The sequence below is a fragment of the Litorivivens sp. genome (genome assembly GCF_057445395.1).
The window spans coordinates 1-19,483 of the sequence record NZ_JBVBUV010000072.1 but is presented as its reverse complement, the minus strand read 5'-3'; the positions used below and the strand labels follow the sequence as shown (position 1 = coordinate 19,483).

Here is a 19,483-nt window from a genome sequence, read left to right as displayed (position 1 = left end):
CCAGCGGAGACCGGTTGGTAATTCGTCGAGCGTTTGAGCGTACCCGTCGTGACGTCAAACTGGTGGAGTTGATCGATGGCGAGGAGCTGATCAACTACATTGAACGCAAAATTCCTTTTAAAGACACCGTATTGTATCCGGAGCCAGACCTGATCTTGCTGGACATCAATATGCGCCGGCTGGATGGCAAGCAGGCTTTGCGACTGCTGCGTGAAAAAGCGGAATACGCGCAAGTTCCCGTGGTGATGTTGACCACCTCGTCGCGCGAGAAAGACATTAACGAATCTTACGAGCTAGGCAGCACCGATTACATTACCAAGCCCGAAAATTTCAAAGACTTCATGCAGGCTATAGTCAATGTCTGCAATTATCTTGATAAGCCCAAGACTGCCATCAACGCCTGATAGATAGTACACCCCACCCGGATCCTCTAAATGTGATAGTCATCCGCGCTCTGTGGGCTTAAGTAGTGTGCGGTTATGATTCCCGTCGTTTTGGCTATACTGCATAGTTAGTTTACAGTAGTAATAACTTCGTCCAATACGCGTAGGTAGGAGAGTCCGGGCCATGGAGAGCTTCTGGAGCAGCTTTTTCGGGAATAAGATGCCGCCGCATGGGCACTGTTACTTGTGGGATGATCGCCTGGTGTCGCTGCATGTAGTGACGGATGCGATTATCGTATTGTCTTACTTCACCATTCCATTGGCGCTGGTTTATCTTGTGAAGCGCCGCGATGATCTGCAATTCAACTACATCTTCATCTTGTTCGCCGTGTTTATCTTTGCGTGTGGCGCCACTCACCTGGTGAATATCTATAACGTTTGGTATGGCGCTTACTGGTTCAGCGGAACAGTCAAGGCTGTTACTGCCCTTGCGTCCATTGGGACGGCTATTCTGGTTTGGCCGCTGATCCCGCGCGCACTGGCCATTCCCAGCAATTCGCAGTTACAGAGCTTGAATGACGATCTGCGGGAAAAGGCGGCGCGCAATGCCCAGCAGGCCCGTGAACTGGAAGCGCTGTCTGCGCGATTAGAAGAACAGGTAGAGCACCGCACGGTCGAACTGGCCAATGCAAAATACCTGCTCGAAGTGAACAATCGCGCGCTCGAAGTAAGTAACCGTGAACTTGAACAGTACGCGGATATCACCGCCCACGATTTGCGTGAGCCATTGAAAAAGATCCGGGCGCAAGCGCAATTATTGGGCAGTCGTCTGGGCCCTGAGGCCGACAGCGACGCGCGACGTGGTGCCGATGATATTGCGCGAACCTGCGAGCGTATGACCAATCTGATTGACTCCCTGCTTTCCTATGCGCGCATTGAATCCGTCACCCTGCCAGAGAGTGATACTGATACCAATCAGGTATTGGAAGACGTGTTGAGTGATTTCGGGTTGGAAATCCGTAAACGGGAAATCACAGTCATTCACAACACATTGCCGGCCCTCCCGGTGGCCGACTATCACTTGCAGCAGATTCTTTTGAATCTGGTTAGTAATGCGCTGCGCTTTTCGGGCGCCAAGGAAGCGCCGGTGATCGAAATTGGCCCGCTGCGCCCCGCTGATGGCCAGCGCATTGGATTCCACGTGCGTGATAATGGTAGCGGTATAGCGCAGGAACAACATAAAAATATATTCGAATTTGCCGAGCGCAACGACCAGCAGCACTCGGGTATTGGGCTGGCGATCTGTAAGAAGATTGTCGATCAATACAAGGGCAGTATTGAACTGGAAAGCCGGGAAGGTGAAGGCGCCAATTTCAAAGTCTATTTCCCGGCGCGGAGCACCTCATAGCTGGCGCTTGCCGCGCAGCATTTGCAGCATGCTGCGCTTGATGCGCGCCAGGTGTGCTTCTTCGTTGGCAATTTCGCCTTCGAACACCTGTTCAATCATCAGTCCAGTAAGAAATGTATGGGTGTAGATAAGTGCTTCGAGTAGCGCTTCATCGCTCAAGCCGCTGTCGGCAAACCAGGCTTGCATGGTATCGGCGTGGCTAGACGACTGTTGCTTTATTTTGGAGTCTGCGGCTTGTAGCGGATGTTTGCGGCTGGCAAGCAGTATTTCCAGGGTGGCCACGTAAAGATCACTCTGGTAGTGCTGCCACATGCGCTCAACAAACAAATCCACGCGCTTTTTCAGGCTGCCGTTGGTGCTTGCGTCGCTATCCATCAGCTCGGTAAAACGCTGGTGCGAGTGATCGAGAATGGCCGCGAGAATATCTTCCTTTGAGCCGAAGTGGTGCTGCACTGCACCCCAGGTCAGCCCCGAGCGGCGCGAAATTTTACTGGACGTTGCTGCGCCAAACCCGCCCTCGTTAATCAGCGAAATAACCGCATTGAGAATTTTTTCGCGGGCCACGAGAGTTTTCAGTGCCTGCTTGCCGAGTTTGGCGGGTGTGTCTGAAGTCATGAGTCCTACCAACAGTATGCCTGAGGCCCTTTATAAAACATTTTCTTGGTTATGTTTATAGGCGCCGCGGTTACAGCCGGATAAGCCGGCGTATTGCAGCCTAGTTTAGCACGTGCTGTAGTCATACCCGGAAGCCATCGTGCGCTGTAGATGAGAACGCGAGCTATTCATGATCGGCTAGAGTTCGGTATGGTGGGCATAGAATAAAACGAGGCGGAGCGTATGGAATTTATTATTCTGGGGCTGATCCCGCTGGGGCTTGGTGTGGGTGCAGTGTTGGGCTGGGTGGCCTTTAACCGAACCCGAGCGCTAGAGCAACAGCTGCGCGAGCTGCAGCAGCAGTTGTGGCACCTGAAGGAACAGCAGCTGTATGCCCCGCGCGATCGGGCGTCTTCACCCCGGCGGCCACCCGCACCAGCACCTGTTAAGGACCCTCCACCTGTAGCCCCATCACCTGCTGATCCCGCATCCAGAACCTCCACGCCCGGAACCTCCACTCCTGCTAATAGCGATTCTCAAGGAAATCTCTGGCTTAGCAAGCTCAAAGAGTTCTGGATGATCTGGCTTGGTGGTGGCTGTATTGGCCTTGCTGGCATATTCATGGTGCGTTACGGCATTGAGCAGGGCCTGCTGGGCCCGGCCGCGCGCATCGGGTTGGCCGTGGTTACGGGATTGCTGTTGCATGCGGTGGCTGAATACCTTTTCCGCAAAGTGGGGCCGCAACCGGCGGTCGCGGCGTTGGCGGGAGGCGCCAGTATTACCCTGTATGCGGCATTGTTGGCGGCACTGCACCTGTATCAGCTGATGAGTCCGGGGCTGGTCTTTACACTGCTCGCGGTGATTTCTTTCGCTACCATGATCCTGGCTTTGCGCCACGGCCCGGTATTGGCGGGCATCGGGTTACTCGGCGCATACGTTGTGCCGGCGTTGGTGAGTAGCGGCAGTAATAATATGACTGGAGCGCTGATCTATGCGCTTATTGTGTCCACCGCAGCACTGTGTTTGTTGCGTTACGTTTACCGGCCCTGGCTGTGGTACGGCGCGTTGGCGGGGATGGTATTTTGGGGGGTGGTGTCGCTGGGGGAAAGTTCCGCGCATCAGTTCCGGCCGCTGTATTTGGCGCTACTCGCCTACGCGCTGTTGGCCATTCCACACCTTGATTGGCGTCTGTCTGTCCATCGGATCCGTTTGGCGACATTGTCATGGCGCACGTTGTTGTCGAGCGATTACCGCCGCGATCAAATTGGCTTGCTGCTTTTGCTGTCTCTATTGGCGTTGTCATTGCTGCAGCCATTCTCGCTGAGTGCGTTTGTGTTGCATTTACCCTTTGCCGCAGTGCTGCTGGTCGCTGCACGCCAGCGGGAAGACCTGTGTCCGTTTCCTTGGTTAAGTGCCGTTGTATTGATCGTGATTTCACTGGTTCCGCTGCTGTCGGGGCAGAGTCACGTGGTGACGGCGCCCGTCGACAAGTTTTGGGCCTATGTCATCGCCGCCAGCTTGTTCAGTGTGGGTGGCGTATGGCTGTTGCGTCAGTCTCGACTGGTCGCTGTTTGGTCTTCGCTGGCCTTCTTGTCGCCGGTATTGTGGCTGTCGGTGACCTATCTGCAGCTGCCAGAGCTTCTCCAGGGCTGGCACTGGTCTGCGATCACACTGATGCTAGGCGGCGCCTATATATTCTACGCAACACAGCGGTTGGCACGCGCTGAGCGTGATATCCCCGCCGTGTGGCTCCTGCTGGCGGGCCACGCAGCGTACTCAGTTGCTGTCGCCATAGCTTTTCAGGAGGCGGGACTTACCCTTGCTCTGGCATTGCAGTTGATCTCTCTGAGCTGGCTGATCAAGCGCTATCAGCTGCAGAGTGTCGACTGGTTGGTGAAGCTGCTGGTGGCCGTGGTGGTAACCCGTCTTACCTTTAATCCGTGGCTACTCAGTTATGCCGATACCCTCGGGGGCACGCACTGGTCACTGTGGACCTACGGCGGTGCGACAGCCTGTTGCGTTGTCGCCGCTCGGTTTTTGAATTCCGACAATCCGCTGCGCGCTTGGTTGGAAGCCGCTGCCCTGCATTTGCTGGTGTTGACCCTGGGCGCGGAAACCCGCTACTGGTTGTATGACGGTCAGGTCTTCATCGACCGCTTCAGTTACCTGGAGGCGGCGATCAATGTCAATCTCTGGGCCGCTTTGGCGCTGGCATACCATTACCGCGGGCAGCTCTCGGAGCACCTGCGCGGCATCTACGCGGTGGCAGCGAAAGTGTTGCTCTGCGCCAGTCTGGGGGCTTTTGCGCTGCTACTTACCGCCCATAACCCGTATTTCGGGTATCAGGTGGTGGCGACTACTCCGGTGTTTAATTCGCTGCTGTTGGCGTACGGGTTGCCGGTGGTGATGGCCTGGTTAGTGCGTCGCTATTATCTTGCGCGGTGGCGCAATATGGCAGGAGTTGTCGGTATGGTGGCGCTGTTTGTATTTATTAATCTCGAAATACGCCACCTGTGGAATGGCGATGTGAGTGATTATTTACCCACCTCCAGTGGCGAGTTGTACACCTACTCTCTGGTCTGGTTGTTGATTGCAATCGGCGCGGTGTTACAGGCCACCCGGCTACAGAAAACACAGCTTTATAAGGTGGGAATGTGTATGCTGCTCGCCGTTATCGCCAAGATTTTTCTGGTGGATATGTCGGATCTGGCCGGGCTGCTGCGGGTCGCCTCTTTTATGGGTTTGGGCCTGGCACTTCTCGGTCTGTCTTATATGCATAAACGTTTGTCAGGGGAGACAAGCTAGTGGAATGGTTGGCAAGTCCCGAAGCCTGGGTTGCGCTTTCAACGCTGATTGCGCTGGAAATCGTACTAGGCATCGATAACATCATTTTTATTTCAATTCTGGTTAGCCGACTACCCGTACACCAGCGGGACAATGCACGGCGTATTGGATTGGGGCTGGCTATGCTGGCTCGACTGCTGCTGCTTTTTGCTTTGACCTGGGTGATGGGGCTTACCGCAGATGTGTTTCACCTGCTGGGCGAAGGTATCTCCGGGCGCGACATGATTTTGATCGGTGGCGGTTTGTTTTTGTTAATGAAATCTACCCACGAAATTCATAACAGTTTTGAGGTTGGGGAGGATTCGACTACCAGTGTGGTGGTGGCGAGTTTCGGTAGTGTGCTTGTTCAGATCGCGATACTGGACATTGTGTTTTCGCTGGACTCGGTCATTACCGCAGTCGGTATGGTCGATCAGATTTCCATTATGGTCATCGCAGTGGTGGTATCGGTGCTGGTGATGCTGTTGGCTTCCAAATCCATCGCCGAGTTTGTTGATGCAAACCCCACCATTAAAATGCTGGCGCTGGCATTTCTCATTCTGATTGGTGTGACACTAATAGCCGAAGGTTTTGATGTGCACGTACCGAAGGGCTATGTGTATTTTGCGATGGCATTTTCAGTCAGTGTTGAGCTGCTGAATATCCGGCTGCGTAAACGCACGCAAACAATGAAGCTACAGAAAAAGTTAGGCTGAACACAACAGCAGGCTACTTCCTGAGGGAAGCGGCCTGCCGCCTAGTGTCAACCTACAGCGCAAATTGCGCGGTGGTGTACCCGGCCATCAATTCACCCACCACCGGAAAAATAACTTCCGCCTGCGCCGGGTGCACAGAGTAGGCTTGGAAGGCTTCCTGGCTGTCGAATTCCGCCACAATTCCGAAATGGTAGTTGCCTTCCAGCAATTGCAAATCCATGCCGCATTTGAAACTTTTAATGCCCGGAATCAATGCGGGCAGTTTGTTATAGGCGTCGATAACCTTCTGCTGGGTTTCGGTATCGAGTTCCTGTTTGAAGTTGATCAGGCACAGGTGTTGGATCATCTGGGGCTCCTTTATCGTGAATGGGTTGGCGAGCTAGCGGGTATAGATGGTTGCGTGGGTGATTTTATTGTTGCTTACCGTATACAGCGCGCAGAGCTTCAAGGTGAGCGATTCGCCCTTTTTCAATGACACGCCCATAAAGTCAGCAACATCTTGGCGCGCCGTAAAGACGTCAGTAATTTCTACCGCCGCGCGATTGCCATCTACCAGAATGCTGTCTGGTGTCATGCGGTCTTCAAATTGGCCGATCAGATACCCGTACGTATCCAGAATAGCTTCCACGCCGCGTTGTTCACCCTGAGCTGTTGTAAAGATCACGTCGGGGCTATAAAACAGTGTTAGCGCCGCCGGATCTTCACTGTTGTAGGCTTGGTAATAGCGAACAAAAAAGTCGGTGCTCAGGGAGCTCATATTAGTCCTCCAGGGCAAAGGCGATTAACGTGTCTCCGGCCTGGCTGCCCAGCGGGCCGTGCCCGCCTGCTGCAATAACAACGTATTGCTTGCTCTGCTGCGACAGGCGATAAGTCATAGGCGTAGCGTGTGCTGCGGAGGGAAGTTCGTATTCCCAGAGCAGTTCACCGGTGTCGCTGTCGAAGGCGCGAAAGTAGTTATCCATTGTCGCACCGATAAAAATGAGACCACCGGCTGTCTGAATGGAACCGCCGGTATTCGGCGTACCCCAGGGGAAAAGCTTGCCCAGCCCCAGTGGTGCAAGTTTATTGAGGTTACCAAGCGTGCGTTCCCACAGAATGTCGCCGCTATTGAGGTCAATCGATACCAGCTTGCCCCAAGGCGGCTCAACGCAGGGTTTCATATCTGGCCAGGCGGTGGCGAAGACATTGCGAGTTACCGCGTAGGGTGTGCCTTCCTGAGGTGCTAAGCCTACTAGGTCGCTACCATTGCTTTCGCTGACGTTTGCCCGAGGAACCACCTTCATGGTGAAAGGCGCAATTTGCAGGTTGACCACCATCCGCTCGTTCACCGGATCAATCGACACAGAGCCCCAATTGATCCCGCCGCCGAGGCCGGGGTAAGCCAGTGTGCCTTGATAGGATGGCGGCGTGAAAATGCCTTCGTAGCGCAGACGATCGAAGAATTCGCGGCAGTATTTTTTGTCCCAAGGGGTAATTCCCCAGATTTCATCGCGGGTCAGTGTGGCCGGGTGCAGAGGTTTTGGTTTTACTGGAAACGGCTGCGTAGGTGAGGTGAATTCGCCGACGACATCGGTTTGCGGTACCGGACGTTCCTCGACGGGCAACAGGGGTTTGCCGGTTTCGCGGTCAAGAAAAAATACGTGACCCATTTTGGTGGCAGCCGCAATGGCAGGTCTCTTTTCTGCTCCCGTCCCCTTGAAGTCGAAAGCGACGGGTTGCGCTGCAACGTCGTAATCCCAGACGTCGTGGTGAACCGTCTGAAAATGCCAGATCACCTTGCCGGTGTCGGCATTGAGCGCCACGACCGAGCTGCCGTAGTAATCCAGGTCGCCACGCTCCTTGCCGCCGTAGTGATCCGGTGCGGGGTTGCCGGTGGGTACAAACACCAGATTGCGCTCCTCGTCGCCGGACAGTATGCCCCAGGCATTGGGCGTGCCGGGCGTGAGGTTTTTGCCCTGTTTGATGTCTGCGGCGGTGACGGCTTTATGGCCGGGTGGCACGGGATCCCAGGCCCACAACAAGTCTCCTGACACGGCGTCAAAGGCGCGAACGGCGCCACTGGGGGCATCGGTACGCTGGCCATCTTGCACAAAGGCGCCGGTAATGATCTTGTTGCCCATCACCAGCGGCGGCGAGGTGACGTAGTATTCGGCTTGGCGTACTTCACCGACACCCTGGGTCAAGTCGATGCTACCTGGGGTCTGAGCATGGGCACCGAAGGACGGGCAGGGTTTGCCGGTGTCCGCGTCAATCGCTATCAGTCGGGCGTCCAGCGTGCCGACGTAAATACGGCGGTTGCACTGCGCACCAGCGTTGCCCTCCCAGTAGCTGACTCCGCGACAGGCCGGGGTATACACCCCGGTCAGATCCACTTGCGGATCATAAGCCCAGTGTTCTTCGCCTGTTTCCGGGTTTAGAGAAATCACCCGGTTGTAGGGCGTACACACATACATCGTGTCGTTTACCACAAGGGGGGTGAGTTGTAGGGCGGTGGCGCCGTGAGTTTCACCGCCGTCGGAAAAATCCTTGAGCTGGTAAGTCCACGCGGGTTTCAGATATTTTACATTCTTGCGATCAATCTGGTTCAGCGCAGAGTAGCGCTGCCCGGCGCTGTTCTGGCCAATCACGGGCCAATCGGCCTGCGGACCGCTGTAGGTCAGATCCGGTTTAGTGCAGGCGCTCAGGGCAAGGCTGGCGGCCAGCGCAACGGTCAGTCTTTTCATACTTGTTCTCTGGTTTTCAGGCGAGGCAGTACATGCGTCGCAAAATCATTCAGTTGGCGCCAACCGTCTGCTGGAGCTTGCCCGGCAATTAGTGGGTGGAGGCAGAGTTGGGCGTTGTCACCTAATGCGTCGAGGTAGCTATCGACCTCAGTGGGCCGGATGATTGGATACAGGCCGGTTTGACGCAGCGGCTCGGCATCGGTCATTTCCAGATACTGGCCCTGCATTGCAGAAGAAGCTTGCCATTTGCCGTAGCTGTTGCATTCGAACAGTATGTGGGGCGCCATGCGCTGCCATTCGGCGTCCGGGTTTTCGGCGACAACAAAGAAGCCGGAGCCGAGCTCCATAAACGGTATGGCGCTTTTGCCAAGACGTTGTCGTTCGGCGTTAAACTCAGCAAACAGCTCGCGGTTCTCAGTGTAAAAGTAGTCCACCATACGCGCAGCGCGGCGGGCGGCGGGTTTGCTTGAGCCGCCCATCCACAGCGGGGGATGTGGTTTTTGGAGCGGCCGCGGTGTTACCCGCACGGGACGACCTTCGTAGGTAAAGGGCTCGCCGGTCCAGGCATTTTTCAGTGCAGTGATTTTGCTTTCCATCAGCCGGCCGCGATCTTTGAGCTCCACCGCGAACATGGCGAACTCTTCCGGTACGTAACCAGCGCCCACGACAACATCCAACCGACCGTTGCTGATGATATCGAGTACAGCGAGGTCTTCGGCTACACGAACAGGGTCGTGAAACGGCAGAATGATCAGTGCCATACGCAGTCGAATGCGCTTGGTTCGCGCCGCCATGGCAGCCGCTAATACAATAGGAGAAGGTAAATAGCCGTCTTCGCAGCCGTGATGCTCGCTGATTTGAATGCAGTCAAAGCCCTGCTGATCGGCCCACTCGGCCATATCGAGCGCGGCATCGTAGAGCGCGCGCTGGTCGGCGCCAAAATCAGGGTTGCGCATATCAAAACGCAGCAGTAGCTTGGGCATGGTATAACCCTGTTCTATAGTTATTCTTCGGTAACGGTTATTGCGGCATTAGGGCAGAATTTTTCTGCTTTTAGCACTTTTTCTCGATCGTCATTGCCAACGTTTTCTTTGATAACCACGGCCTGTGGGTAAGGTGCGTCGGTATCTTGTAGTTCGAATACCTCTCCAGCTTCGGCCTGGCAGACACCGTGGCCCTGACAGAGATCCAAATCAATTTTGATGCAGAGTTTTGTCATACCAATATCCTCCGGCTTAAATATCGGTGCGTCGTTTATAGCGCAATATACAGGGGGCGCTGGGGCGCAGAATTAAGGCCGGCATGATTTCCTGATATTGCTCTGGCGGCATGGTCAACTCAAATTCAAAGTTTCGCAGTAACTCACAGAAAATCGCTTTCACCTGCAGCAGCGCGAAGGCATTGCCCACACACTTGCGGCGGCCACCGCCAAAGGGAATGGCGGCGAAGACGTTGTCTGGTGCCGGGCGTTTTGGGTTGAACCGTTCGGGTTCCGGAAAGTGTTCCGGCAATTTGTGGGCTACCCAGGGGCAGAGCATGACGTTCTTGCCTGGCTCAATAAGGTAGCCTTTGTATTCGAACGGTTTCATCACACGACGTGAAATTGCGTTCAGCGGTGGATGTAGGCGCAGCGCTTCGCGTATAAAGCCTTCCAGCAGCGGTATTTCACGCAAGGCATTGAAACTGAGTTCCTGGTCGCCGGCGAACAGCTTGTCGATTTCGCCGATCAGCTCTTGGTGGTATTCGGGGTGTCTCGCTATCTCAACCAGAGTCCAGGCGGATGTGTTTGAGCTGGTGTGGTGACCGGCAAACATAAACCAGATAACCAGGCCGGTGATTTCATGCTCTGTAAGTGTGCGGCCGTCTTCGTAGCTGGCAGTCATATAGATATTGAGCATGTCGTCCAGCGGCGCTTCGCCGTTGGCTTCGGCATCGCGGCGTCGATGGATCTCTTCGGTGATAAGTTCCTGCAGTCGCTCCCGGGCCAGATCGCGCTTTTTAAAGGTGTCTTTCTGCTGATTCGGGTCGAGCAGGGCTGACGGATCAATCCCGTTCTCCAGATCGCGATACAGGTCGGCAAACTCATCGGTTAGTCGGTAGCGAAACACGGAGCCTAGCAGACAGTGAGTCGAGGTACGCAGGGTTAGGTCGGTAAAGGCTTCGTAGAAATCCATTTCGCCTTCATTGCCCCAGTCTTTGGTAAAATCGATGACTTCCTGCGCAACAACGCCAGCGTAGCTCGACATCTTGTCGTGCTTCAGGCCCTGATATTGAATTTTCAGCTGCTGGCGCTCGATGTGGGGTTCGGCGCCGTATTGCACGCCCTCGCCAAACACCGGCACCATCATCTGATAGGCTTCGGAGGCGCTGAGTTGTTCGTCTGGCGCACGGAAAAAAGCTTCGTGTGCATCGGGGCCAATCATTAGTACCGTTGGCAGGCCGCCCATGTCGAACTCGCCTACTTCGCCGCATTCGTCATACACACGCTTCATAAAATCCAACGGTGTAGTGATGAATTCCAAGTAGTGGCCGCCTTCGGCAGCGGCGCCGCTGGCGATGGGGATCGGTTTACCTTCGGTTTGTACTTGCGTGCTCATGATCTTTACCTCAAGCGCTGCTGGCGGCTTTTTTCTGCTTATCTGCCATTTCCTGTTCGTGCTGGGCGATCGCGGTGTTGATCCCGCCCACGTATTCTTCCATAAACCGATCGGCATTTTCAGCCGCCCAATTGAGTGAGGCTGGACGGTTATCGTTGCAGTGCTGGAAGTGGGGCATGACTTCGCGTGCAAACAGCTCGTACGACTTTTTGGTGGCGTCAAAGTCTGCGGCGTTATGTGCCAGCGCCAGAAAGGTTTCAAAGCCGCCAGATTGGTCTTGCAGTTTTTTGATGTGATTGACCAGTGTTTCCGGAGTGCCAACCACGCCTACGCCGAATGCGCCAAGACCGCCGGTAGTCCAGATATCGATCGCTTCTTTAAAGGATTTGGCTTCCGGGAAAGCGCTGCCGCCAAACTTTTTGAAGTAGCGCATCATATCCATCAGGCCGTATTCCAGATCTTTGTAGGCCTGCTCTTCCGTTTCTGCAATGTGAAAAGGCGTTACGATGCGCCAGTTGCTACGCGCAACCTGCTTACCGTGTTCGGCAGCTTTTCCTTCACAGATGTCCCAGTGGTTAGCCAGCTGTTTAAAGCCTTCGGGGCTTGAAGCGGCCACTGAAATCATACCTAGCCCATGTTCGCCTGCAGTGCGCGCACCGGTGGGGCTAATAGCCGAGGCAACGGCCATATCTATCGTGGGGCTCTGGTAAGGCAGAATCTGGCAGCGGGCTTCATTCAGGGTAAACCAGTCGGTCTTCATGGTGACGGTTTCGCCGTTTAGCAGCCTTACCAAGGCAGTCAGCGATTCATTCATACGGCGGCGTAGATCTTTTGGGTTGATACCCATCATGTAGGCATCGGCCACCAGCTGGCCAGGGCCAACACCGAAAGTAAGGCGGCCCCGGACCTGGTGGTCGAGTTGGCAAATTCGATCAGCCAATACCAGCGGATGGTGATAAGAAAGGGAACTGACGCCTGTAGCCAGCCGAATATTGCGCGTTCGCTCGGCCGCCGTGGCAATAAAAACCTCGGGCGAGGCGATGCATTCATAGGCCCCGCTGTGGTGTTCGCCTATCCAGGCTTCGTCATAGGCCAGCTTGTCCAGCCACTGGATCAGTTCCATGTCCCGGTCTAAGGCGAGCGTGGGGTTGACGATGTCTTTATGGAAAGGCGCAAAAAAAGCACCGAATTTCATGCGCTTAGGCTTGTAAGTCATGTTCTGTCCTCATGTTCGGGGCGGGAGACTAACCCCCATGTTGAAACCACTATAAGCCAAAAAACATTTCAATAGCAATGTTTTGGCCTGAAAAATATTCATCTCTTAATCTTGACGGAATTTTCGGCGGCCGTTAGCCTGTGAAAACATTTCTCATGAAATGTATTTATGGAAGGGACCGGGTTGCTCGATAGAACAAAAAAAATGGGCGCTCGCGAAAATAATAGTGGCCGGCTACAGCAAGAATCGATTGCTGGCGATGGCCTTTGACAATAATACGGCGGAAAACTCGATGTCACATGAATCCAGGCTGCTAGGGCTGGCTGCAGGTTTGCTGTTGGCGCCCGGCATCGTCATTGCACAATACATGGAATCCGATGCACCCTCAGAGGAACGTGAAACGGTCAAAGCCTCTCTGGAAGAAGTCTACGTAACGGCTCGTCGTCGGGAAGAAAGCCTACAGGAAACCCCTGTCGCAGTGAGCGCTATGGGCGCCGATGCTTTGGCTGAAGCTGGTGTTTCCTCCATTACGGATTTGCAGCAGCTGGTGCCCGGCCTGCAGTTTGGTGAAAGCGGCTCAAAAACACCGGCCATTTTCATTCGTGGCATTGGCCAGCGTGAAGCCACAGCGGTACTTGACCCGGGCGTGGGTGTGTATCTGAACGGCATTTTTCTGGCGCGGCAGGATACCCAGCTGCTCGATACGGTAGATACCCAATCCATTCAGGTACTTCGTGGCCCTCAGGGCACCTTGTTTGGCAAGAACAACACGGGCGGTGCCATGCTGGTGTCGACCCGTGATGCCAACTTGTACGAACGAGAATTCGGTACCGCGGTCAAGCTTGGCAATTATGGTCGGCAGGATGTCAAACTCTACGGCAATATGCCCTTGGTCGAAGACCGGCTTGCCACGCGCTTTGGCATCAGCAGCAAGCGCTTTGACGGTGATATTGAGAACGCTGATGGTGCCACCTTCGGCGATGAGGACCGTCTGGCGGTTTCGCTGCGCACACTCTGGCAGGCGTCAGACAATTTCAGCATGGACGTGTTTGCCTATTGGAGTAAGCAGCGTGAACGCAGCACACCGCTGACCTGTATATTGCAAAACCCCAATGCCAATATTGTTCAGCTCATATACCCCAACCAGCCGTCGTTTAGCGATTCCTGCGCAGTCAGTGAGCAGGCCGCTAACGACCATAAAATCACGGTAAACAGCGACGACAGTGTTGTAGCCATGACCAGCACCATGCTGGCGCTGACGATGACTTGGGATTTCTTTGACTACGAAATCAAGAGTATTTCAGCGTGGAGTCATCAGCAGGATATCGAGCGCAACGATGATCAGGACGGTACCTCAACCCATATCATCAACAATGGCACGCGCGCGCTGAATGATGTGTTGCGTGCCGATGGCGAAGCGGTGCGCGATGAAAAACGCGATCAGTTTAGCCAGGAAATCCAGCTTGTTGGCTCCGCCTTCGCTGATAGGGTGAGCTATACGGTGGGAGCGTTTGCGTCACTGGAGCGAATCGACGACAACCCGTTTGCGCAGGTTATCGGGCCAAAGGGTCTGTCAGGTATTGATCCCAACACGGTCAGCAATGCCGTTATTCCGGGGCTGCCGCCGTTGGGGGCGGCAGCTGTATTTCCATTGACCACCCTGTTTGGTGGATTCAGCTCGCTGGAAAATACTAGCTGGGCGGTGTTTTCCCAATTTACCTGGAGCATAAGCGATACGGTGCAGCTGACCATGGGAGGTCGATACACCTTTGAGGAGCGTGAGCGCCGTCTGACGGTGGTGGATATCGACGAGCAAACTTACGGTCAGCGCATTGGTGCCAGCTATATCGATCAAGCCGGTTTTTACTCGCCAATTACGCGTGCCCAGTTTGACCAGATTGGTCGCAACCTGCCGGATTTGCCTGTCGATATTATTGAAGACGCTGATGTCCGTACCGAACAGTGGAGTAACTTCACCCCGGCGGTCACACTGTCTGTGCAGGCCAGTGATGAGTGGCTGGAAACCATGAACCTCGACAGTGCGCTATGGTATGCAACGTACAGTGAAGGTTTTAAGGCAGGCGGATTTGAGCCTCGTGGCCCGGAGCTGGTGGCGTTTGATCCAGAAGAGGTGGTGAACTACGAGTTAGGGGTCAAGCTGGACAGTCTGGATTCGACCCTGCGCTTCAACGCGGCACTCTACGCAATGGATTATACCGACATCCATGTGCGTGTCGCGGAGCAGGGCGAGCGGATCAGCGATATATTCCTGTTCCTGACCAATGCGGGTGAAGCAACAATACAGGGCATCGAAATGGAAACGACCTTGTTGTTGGGAAACTGGATATTGAGTGCCAACGCGAACTATACCGATGCTAGCTACGACGAATATACCGCGACAATTGTGACACCTGGCCAGGGTGAGTCGGTCGTTGACCGCAGTTCGGAACCGTTCGCACTGGTGCCAGAAATGTCTTATTCGCTGGCGGCCCAGTACAACTGGATGACGCCGTTTGGTCTCGTGGTGCCGCGCATGAGTGTATACTACCGGGACGAATTGTTCACAGGTATCGACTATCTGGCGGTGGAATACGATTCATCTTATGTCGACGATCTGACGCTGGTGAATGCCCGCATTAACTATTTTCCCAGCGAAAAACTTCGGATTGCCGCCTATGCCGATAACCTAACCGACGAGGAATACTTTAAAAGCGGTTTTGCGGTGAGTGCCCTGCTCGGTGCGGCAACCCTGGTGCAGGGTACATCGCGCACTATCGGTCTGGAGTTTTCCTACGACTTCTAGATTGGCCCTAGCCTGCGCCGCTGCCAGTGCGGTGCTTAGGGTTCCCGACGCCTCGCTGTGCAGACAAGGCGTCGCTTTTCCGTCTTTTCCCACAGGGGGAAGTAGAAAGTCTTCCCCCGGCGCAAACTTGTGAAATAATGGCCGGCCAACCATAACAAACCAGAGGTGGTGGCATGGCCGTATCCCAAGAATTTTCCGTCAGCGTCGACAAACTCTACGAACTGCTCACAGACCCTGACTTTCTGGTCGAGCGCAGCACCGCCATGGGCGAAGACTGTGAAGCCGAAGTGGAAGAATACGACGACGAAACCGTTATCAAAATGAAGCGGGTTGTTACCCGTGACCTTCCGGCCTTTCTCGCCAAACTGTTCAATCCCCAACAAACTATCAATATGACAGAAACTTGGCGTCGTGACGGTGACGCCTGGGAAGGCGATTTTGAAATGGTCGTGGAAGGTCAGCCGGTTACGATCGGCGGGAAATTTACCTTGAAACCGTCAAAGAAAGGCTGTGTATACAGTGTTTCCCACACCTGCAAGGCGAAGATTCCGTTGGTAGGGGGCAAAGTGGAGAAGTTTGTGCTGGGGCAGACCGGAGATGGGGCTAGGGATGAGCTGGCGTTTGCCGAAGCGCGTATTCGATAGTTGCGGTAGGGCGTCCGAATTCTAGACGCCCTACCTTTTACATATATTAGGTTTGGTTCACTGGAATTGAGGCCTTGAAAGTATTGCCACTCGGGGTACTACCCGTCACCGTAAAAAAGCCACTTCCTGCGGATGCTCCCGGTTTAATTGAAAAGTTGAACACGCGAGGTGCTTGAACCGTCGTGGATTCTTGAGTTGCGTTTGTGTCCCCGAGAACGATTTCTCCTTGCGTAGTGGAAAACGAGTATGTTGTTCCTGCGGGCGGTGGATGACCGCTATCGTCGACAATACTAACGCTTAATGAGGCATTGCCACCTGCGGTTACGAGGTTTATAGCGCCTGTGGAGAAGCTGATGCTACTGTCATCTAATCCTTCGCCCGCCATGATTAGCTCTAGGCTAGTGCGGACATGAATGCTCTCTTGGTTTGCCTGGTTGCATTGCGCATTTAATGATTCGTCGCAGAGAACGCCTTCAAAAAACGCGTTGGCGGGCGTAAAGGCACCATTACTGTCAAAATCCAGCAGGATATCCTCATCAGCAGTGGAGCCTGTTCCAGAGGTGTACGTGCCATCAAAGTTTTTGTCTAAAAATGCCTCTGCCACGTTGTCGAATGGTTCGCCATCGTCGAAAACGCCATTGCCGTTGGCATCCGCAAACGTCTCCTCGCCTACAGTAGTAGCTAGGATTGTGACGCGACGATCACTAGGTCGGGGATCTTGGACAGTAAAGACTACCGTGCACACACCGTTGGCAGTCAGGCATTGGCTTTCTACGGCGCCTCCTTCCGCAATAAAGTTAACGGCGGTATTGTCAGCCACAGGATTATTGTAACGATCAGCAAGTCGGACTGTCAGAGTAGTGAAATCGCCCACGAATGGACCTGGGTTGTATCCTTCTAGGTTTAGTTTGGCTGCTGCCAAAGTAAAGCTATCTTGGTCAGGGACGCCAGTCGTTATGGACAAGGCGCTGGACAGGGCGCTGTCGCTCCCGGCGGTCGCTTTAACGCGCACGGGCGTATGGCTGGTGCCGGCGTTTACCGTTACCAAAACGTTACCTGAGCCATCTGTTGTGCCGGTAGTCTTGTCCAAAGTAATCCCGCCGGCGTCGGTGCTGAGCTCAAAGTTTACGCTCTGGTTGGGTACGGGAGTGCCGGCGCTGTCCGTCACATTGAACGTTATCGTTGCCTGATTGGCTAGAGCGTCTGTTCCTTTTAGTCCGATTTGATTTCTGTCTACGCCGACAAACGCAATCCCGCCAACCGCCTTTTGCTCGGTGGCCAGGCTCACGGATGCACTCAACGGGTTATTGGCAACGGTTGTATTGGCCGTGACTGTATCCGCGCCGTTGCATCCCCTGGCGGTGTAGGTGACTGTCGCTTGACCACCTGCATTAGTAGTGACCTTTTCAGAGATATCCGCCAGACCGTTACTTAAGCAGGTTGACGTGAAAAATATATCGGTGGTGTCCGTGACAGCTTCGCCGTCTTCATCGACGATCACTACAGAGAGCTCTGTGGAATCTCCGGCGACGAGAGTATTTGTGTTCGAGCTTTTTATTGCTGAGTTGATGAATGTACCGGTACCACTGTAAGAACCAATCAGTGCGGTTTTGCGCGTTGGGACGACAACGGAGGCGGTGAGTGAGGTATCGTTTACTGTCGTTGTCGCTGTAACGGTATCATCACCGCTGCACCCATTTGCAGTGTACGTTACGGCAACTGTTCCGCTGGTATTTGCAACGTTGTTTGCCGAGAGACTAGAGGTACCGTTAGAAATGCATGCCGAGCTGAAGTTTATAACAGCGTCCGACGTGATCGCAGTACCATCAATATCTTCGAGCTGAATCGATAGTGTCGTAGAGTTGCCGCTAAATACCGATGCGACGCTGTCTCTAGCGATCAGTTTATCGACAAAAGCTGCGCTGCCTGATGGGTCGAACACACCGCCGTTGGCTCGTGCACCGAATAAGACTTCCTTCATGTCTGTTGTTAAATCAACCGAAGCGTTCAGGGTCAGCCCATCTATCTCCGTGGTTGCAGTTACCGTATCCGTCCCAACACAATCTATCGAAGTATAAGTGGTCGTTGCCGTGCCGTTAGTATTTGTTACAACGCTGTTATCGATCTCTGCTGAGCCATTCAGTAGGCAGGGCGAGCTAAAGAAAATTCGAGCGGTGTCGGTCAGCAAATTCCCGTCAACGTCAGTGAGCGCGTAGGTAATATTTGTGGTGCCGCTGTTGTAAACAGTGCCCGCATTTGAGCTCCTAAGCTTACCGTCAACGAAGGCGTTCTGTGAGTTAAAACTTCCTAGAAAAACACGTTTGCGGGTAGATAGGTCAACGGAGGCGGTGAATGCTTGGCCGGCAACCGTTACTTCAACGGTGACAGGATCACTCCCGTCACAACCTCGAGCAATATAGGTAAGTGACGAATTGCCGGATGAATTGGTTATAAAGTTAGCGTCCAATTCCGATTTTCCACTGTTTATACAAGGTGAAGAGAAAACATACCTTGCTTCCTCAGCAACCATATTTCCGTTGCTGTCAGCGATTATTACGGTCAGAGTCGTTTGATCCCCACCGAAGAGCACATTTTTATTGCTCGACTTGATAAGGTTGGGAACAAAAGCGCCAGCGTCGCTCGTTGAGCCGGCGAACGCTACTGTCGACGCTCCAGTACTCGGCGGTGGCGCAGCGGTATTGCTTGTTTCCACGCTTACGCTGGCAATAAATGTTGCGGTCGCTGTTTCTGCGGTTGCAGTGATGGCATCTGTGCTGTCGCAGCCTTGTGACGTATAGGTGACTTGAAGCGTGCCATCGCTATTTGTGACGCGATTGGTGTTTAGTTCGGACAACCCATTGCTTAGACAGTTTGAAGAGAAAGTGTATTTTGCTGTATCTGTGGTCTGGACTCCGTTATCGTCGGCTAGAACCACAGTTAAGAATGTGCTGTCACCGCTAGTCAAAATAGATTTGTTACTCGAAGCAATAAGGCCATCGACAAATACATTTTGTGAGTTCAGCGAACCTAGAAAAGCAGCTGGGCTTACTGAATTTGCCGTGCTAGGGTCAGGCGCTGAACTAACATTTCCGCCACCTGATGAAGAGTTTAAATTGCCTGTCGGCTTGGGGACGCTATCATCACTATCGCTCCCTCCTCCGGGACACCCGCTAAGGTTAATAACTAGAAAACCCAAAAGAAGTGTTTGAAAAAATTGTTTCATTTCCTTCAACCTTTGTTATTAGCGAGTATCCGTACTGCTTTATTGCTCACAGCGGTTAGGAATTATTCTCGAAATAATAATATCCTTTTGTTACAAATTACTGAAAATACTGCTAAAGCACAAGAATAATATTGCTATGCAGTCAGCTGGGGTTGCGATTGAGGTTTTGGTTCGATACAGATTTTTGGGCGGCAAGCGGACAGTAGCGAAATTGCGCTGCTGTCCGCGGAAACGCTACTCTTTCAAAAACCGCATTAGTGCTGACCAACTTTGCTTGTCCGCAGCTTCGTCATAGGCAACCGGCAGTCCGGTTTCCTTACCCTTGGCTGTGGCATCGGGGTTGGTGAAACTAT

At 53.7% G+C, this 19,483-nt stretch carries 15 protein-coding genes; 6 read left to right on the top strand and 9 right to left on the bottom strand.

All coding sequences use genetic code 11. From position 1 onward, the window contains the following. Together AC222A_RS15920 and AC222A_RS15915 are read left to right on the top strand one after the other, a co-directional pair. On the top strand, nt 1–404 hold a 404-nt coding region (locus AC222A_RS15920; RefSeq protein ID WP_486775240.1), incomplete at its 5' end, for a response regulator. Between the two features lie 163 nt (nt 405–567). Next, on the top strand, nt 568–1,791 hold the full coding sequence (locus AC222A_RS15915) for a sensor histidine kinase (protein WP_486775239.1): 1,224 nt from the start codon (nt 568–570) through the stop codon (nt 1,789–1,791). Here AC222A_RS15915 and AC222A_RS15910 read toward each other — a convergent pair. Then, entirely contained in the window at nt 1,786–2,406 is a 621-nt protein-coding gene (locus AC222A_RS15910) for a TetR/AcrR family transcriptional regulator (RefSeq protein WP_372765239.1), read from the bottom strand. The genes AC222A_RS15915 and AC222A_RS15910 overlap by 6 nt on opposite strands. A 222-nt stretch (nt 2,407–2,628) precedes the next feature. On the opposite strand from AC222A_RS15910, the gene AC222A_RS15905 reads away from it, so the two are divergent. Next, a complete protein-coding gene (locus AC222A_RS15905) occupies nt 2,629–5,190 on the top strand; it encodes a DUF2339 domain-containing protein (RefSeq protein ID WP_486775238.1) in 2,562 nt (853 codons plus the stop codon). Further along, nucleotides 5,190–5,924 carry a TerC family protein gene (locus AC222A_RS15900; RefSeq protein WP_372797918.1) on the top strand — a complete coding sequence of 245 codons (735 nt, stop codon included), beginning with the start codon at nt 5,190–5,192 and terminating at the stop codon, nt 5,922–5,924. The genes AC222A_RS15905 and AC222A_RS15900 overlap by 1 nt, the downstream gene beginning before the upstream one ends. Before the next feature lie 52 nt (nt 5,925–5,976). Here the strand turns inward: AC222A_RS15900 and AC222A_RS15895 are convergent, their stop codons facing one another. The 7 genes from AC222A_RS15895 to AC222A_RS15865 are packed head-to-tail and all read right to left on the bottom strand — an operon-like array spanning nt 5,977 to nt 12,460. Continuing rightward, nucleotides 5,977–6,270 (bottom strand): Dabb family protein, encoded by a 294-nt coding sequence (locus AC222A_RS15895; protein WP_372750423.1) that lies wholly within the window; start codon nt 6,268–6,270, stop codon nt 5,977–5,979. Between the two features lie 33 nt (nt 6,271–6,303). Beyond that, nucleotides 6,304–6,681: a nuclear transport factor 2 family protein gene (locus AC222A_RS15890; RefSeq protein ID WP_372764094.1), complete on the bottom strand. Its 378-nt coding sequence runs from the start codon at nt 6,679–6,681 to the stop codon at nt 6,304–6,306. A 1-nt stretch (nt 6,682) separates the two neighbouring features. Further along, on the bottom strand, nt 6,683–8,647 hold the full coding sequence (locus tag AC222A_RS15885) for a pyrroloquinoline quinone-dependent dehydrogenase (RefSeq protein ID WP_372758577.1): 1,965 nt from the start codon (nt 8,645–8,647) through the stop codon (nt 6,683–6,685). Continuing rightward, entirely contained in the window at nt 8,644–9,630 is a 987-nt protein-coding gene (locus tag AC222A_RS15880; RefSeq protein WP_372749069.1) for an LLM class flavin-dependent oxidoreductase, read from the bottom strand. Before AC222A_RS15880 ends, AC222A_RS15885 begins: the two co-directional genes overlap by 4 nt. Nucleotides 9,631–9,650: 20 nt before the next feature. Then, complete coding sequence (locus tag AC222A_RS15875; protein ID WP_372749068.1) at nt 9,651–9,866, bottom strand: ferredoxin; 216 nt, start codon at nt 9,864–9,866, stop codon at nt 9,651–9,653. A gap of 16 nt (nt 9,867–9,882) precedes the next feature. Continuing rightward, nucleotides 9,883–11,244: a cytochrome P450 gene (locus AC222A_RS15870; RefSeq protein ID WP_372758576.1), complete on the bottom strand. Its 1,362-nt coding sequence runs from the start codon at nt 11,242–11,244 to the stop codon at nt 9,883–9,885. 10 nt (nt 11,245–11,254) lie between these two features. Beyond that, complete coding sequence (locus tag AC222A_RS15865; RefSeq protein ID WP_486775237.1) at nt 11,255–12,460, bottom strand: LLM class flavin-dependent oxidoreductase; 1,206 nt, start codon at nt 12,458–12,460, stop codon at nt 11,255–11,257. A 292-nt stretch (nt 12,461–12,752) separates the two neighbouring features. On the opposite strand from AC222A_RS15865, the gene AC222A_RS15860 reads away from it, so the two are divergent. After that, nucleotides 12,753–15,263, top strand: coding sequence for a TonB-dependent receptor (locus AC222A_RS15860; RefSeq protein ID WP_486775236.1), 2,511 nt, complete (start codon nt 12,753–12,755; stop codon nt 15,261–15,263). Nucleotides 15,264–15,436: 173 nt separating this feature from the next. Next, nucleotides 15,437–15,907 (top strand): DUF2505 domain-containing protein, encoded by a 471-nt coding sequence (locus tag AC222A_RS15855; RefSeq protein WP_486775235.1) that lies wholly within the window; start codon nt 15,437–15,439, stop codon nt 15,905–15,907. Nucleotides 15,908–15,953: 46 nt separating this feature from the next. Here AC222A_RS15855 and AC222A_RS15850 read toward each other — a convergent pair whose 3' ends face one another. Continuing rightward, the gene (locus AC222A_RS15850; RefSeq protein ID WP_486775234.1) at nt 15,954–19,130 is read right to left on the bottom strand and encodes a beta strand repeat-containing protein; all 3,177 of its coding nucleotides are present in this window, start codon (nt 19,128–19,130) and stop codon (nt 15,954–15,956) included. Nucleotides 19,131–19,483 lie beyond the last annotated feature (353 nt).

Excerpts from the sequence above, each read along its gene's own strand:
- AC222A_RS15885 (WP_372758577.1), bottom strand. The coding sequence starts at position 8,647 with ATGAAAAGACTGACCGTTGCGCTGGCCGCCAGCCTTGCCCTGAGCGCC.
- AC222A_RS15875 (WP_372749068.1), bottom strand. The coding sequence starts at position 9,866 with ATGACAAAACTCTGCATCAAAATTGATTTGGATCTCTGTCAGGGCCAC.
- AC222A_RS15860 (WP_486775236.1), top strand. The coding sequence starts at position 12,753 with ATGTCACATGAATCCAGGCTGCTAGGGCTGGCTGCAGGTTTGCTGTTG.
- AC222A_RS15910 (WP_372765239.1), bottom strand. The coding sequence starts at position 2,406 with ATGACTTCAGACACACCCGCCAAACTCGGCAAGCAGGCACTGAAAACT.
- AC222A_RS15880 (WP_372749069.1), bottom strand. The coding sequence starts at position 9,630 with ATGCCCAAGCTACTGCTGCGTTTTGATATGCGCAACCCTGATTTTGGC.
- AC222A_RS15850 (WP_486775234.1), bottom strand. The coding sequence starts at position 19,130 with ATGAAACAATTTTTTCAAACACTTCTTTTGGGTTTTCTAGTTATTAAC.
- AC222A_RS15895 (WP_372750423.1), bottom strand. The coding sequence starts at position 6,270 with ATGATCCAACACCTGTGCCTGATCAACTTCAAACAGGAACTCGATACC.
- AC222A_RS15905 (WP_486775238.1), top strand. The coding sequence starts at position 2,629 with ATGGAATTTATTATTCTGGGGCTGATCCCGCTGGGGCTTGGTGTGGGT.
- AC222A_RS15870 (WP_372758576.1), bottom strand. The coding sequence starts at position 11,244 with ATGAGCACGCAAGTACAAACCGAAGGTAAACCGATCCCCATCGCCAGC.
- AC222A_RS15915 (WP_486775239.1), top strand. The coding sequence starts at position 568 with ATGGAGAGCTTCTGGAGCAGCTTTTTCGGGAATAAGATGCCGCCGCAT.
- AC222A_RS15890 (WP_372764094.1), bottom strand. The coding sequence starts at position 6,681 with ATGAGCTCCCTGAGCACCGACTTTTTTGTTCGCTATTACCAAGCCTAC.
- AC222A_RS15855 (WP_486775235.1), top strand. The coding sequence starts at position 15,437 with ATGGCCGTATCCCAAGAATTTTCCGTCAGCGTCGACAAACTCTACGAA.
- AC222A_RS15865 (WP_486775237.1), bottom strand. The coding sequence starts at position 12,460 with ATGACTTACAAGCCTAAGCGCATGAAATTCGGTGCTTTTTTTGCGCCT.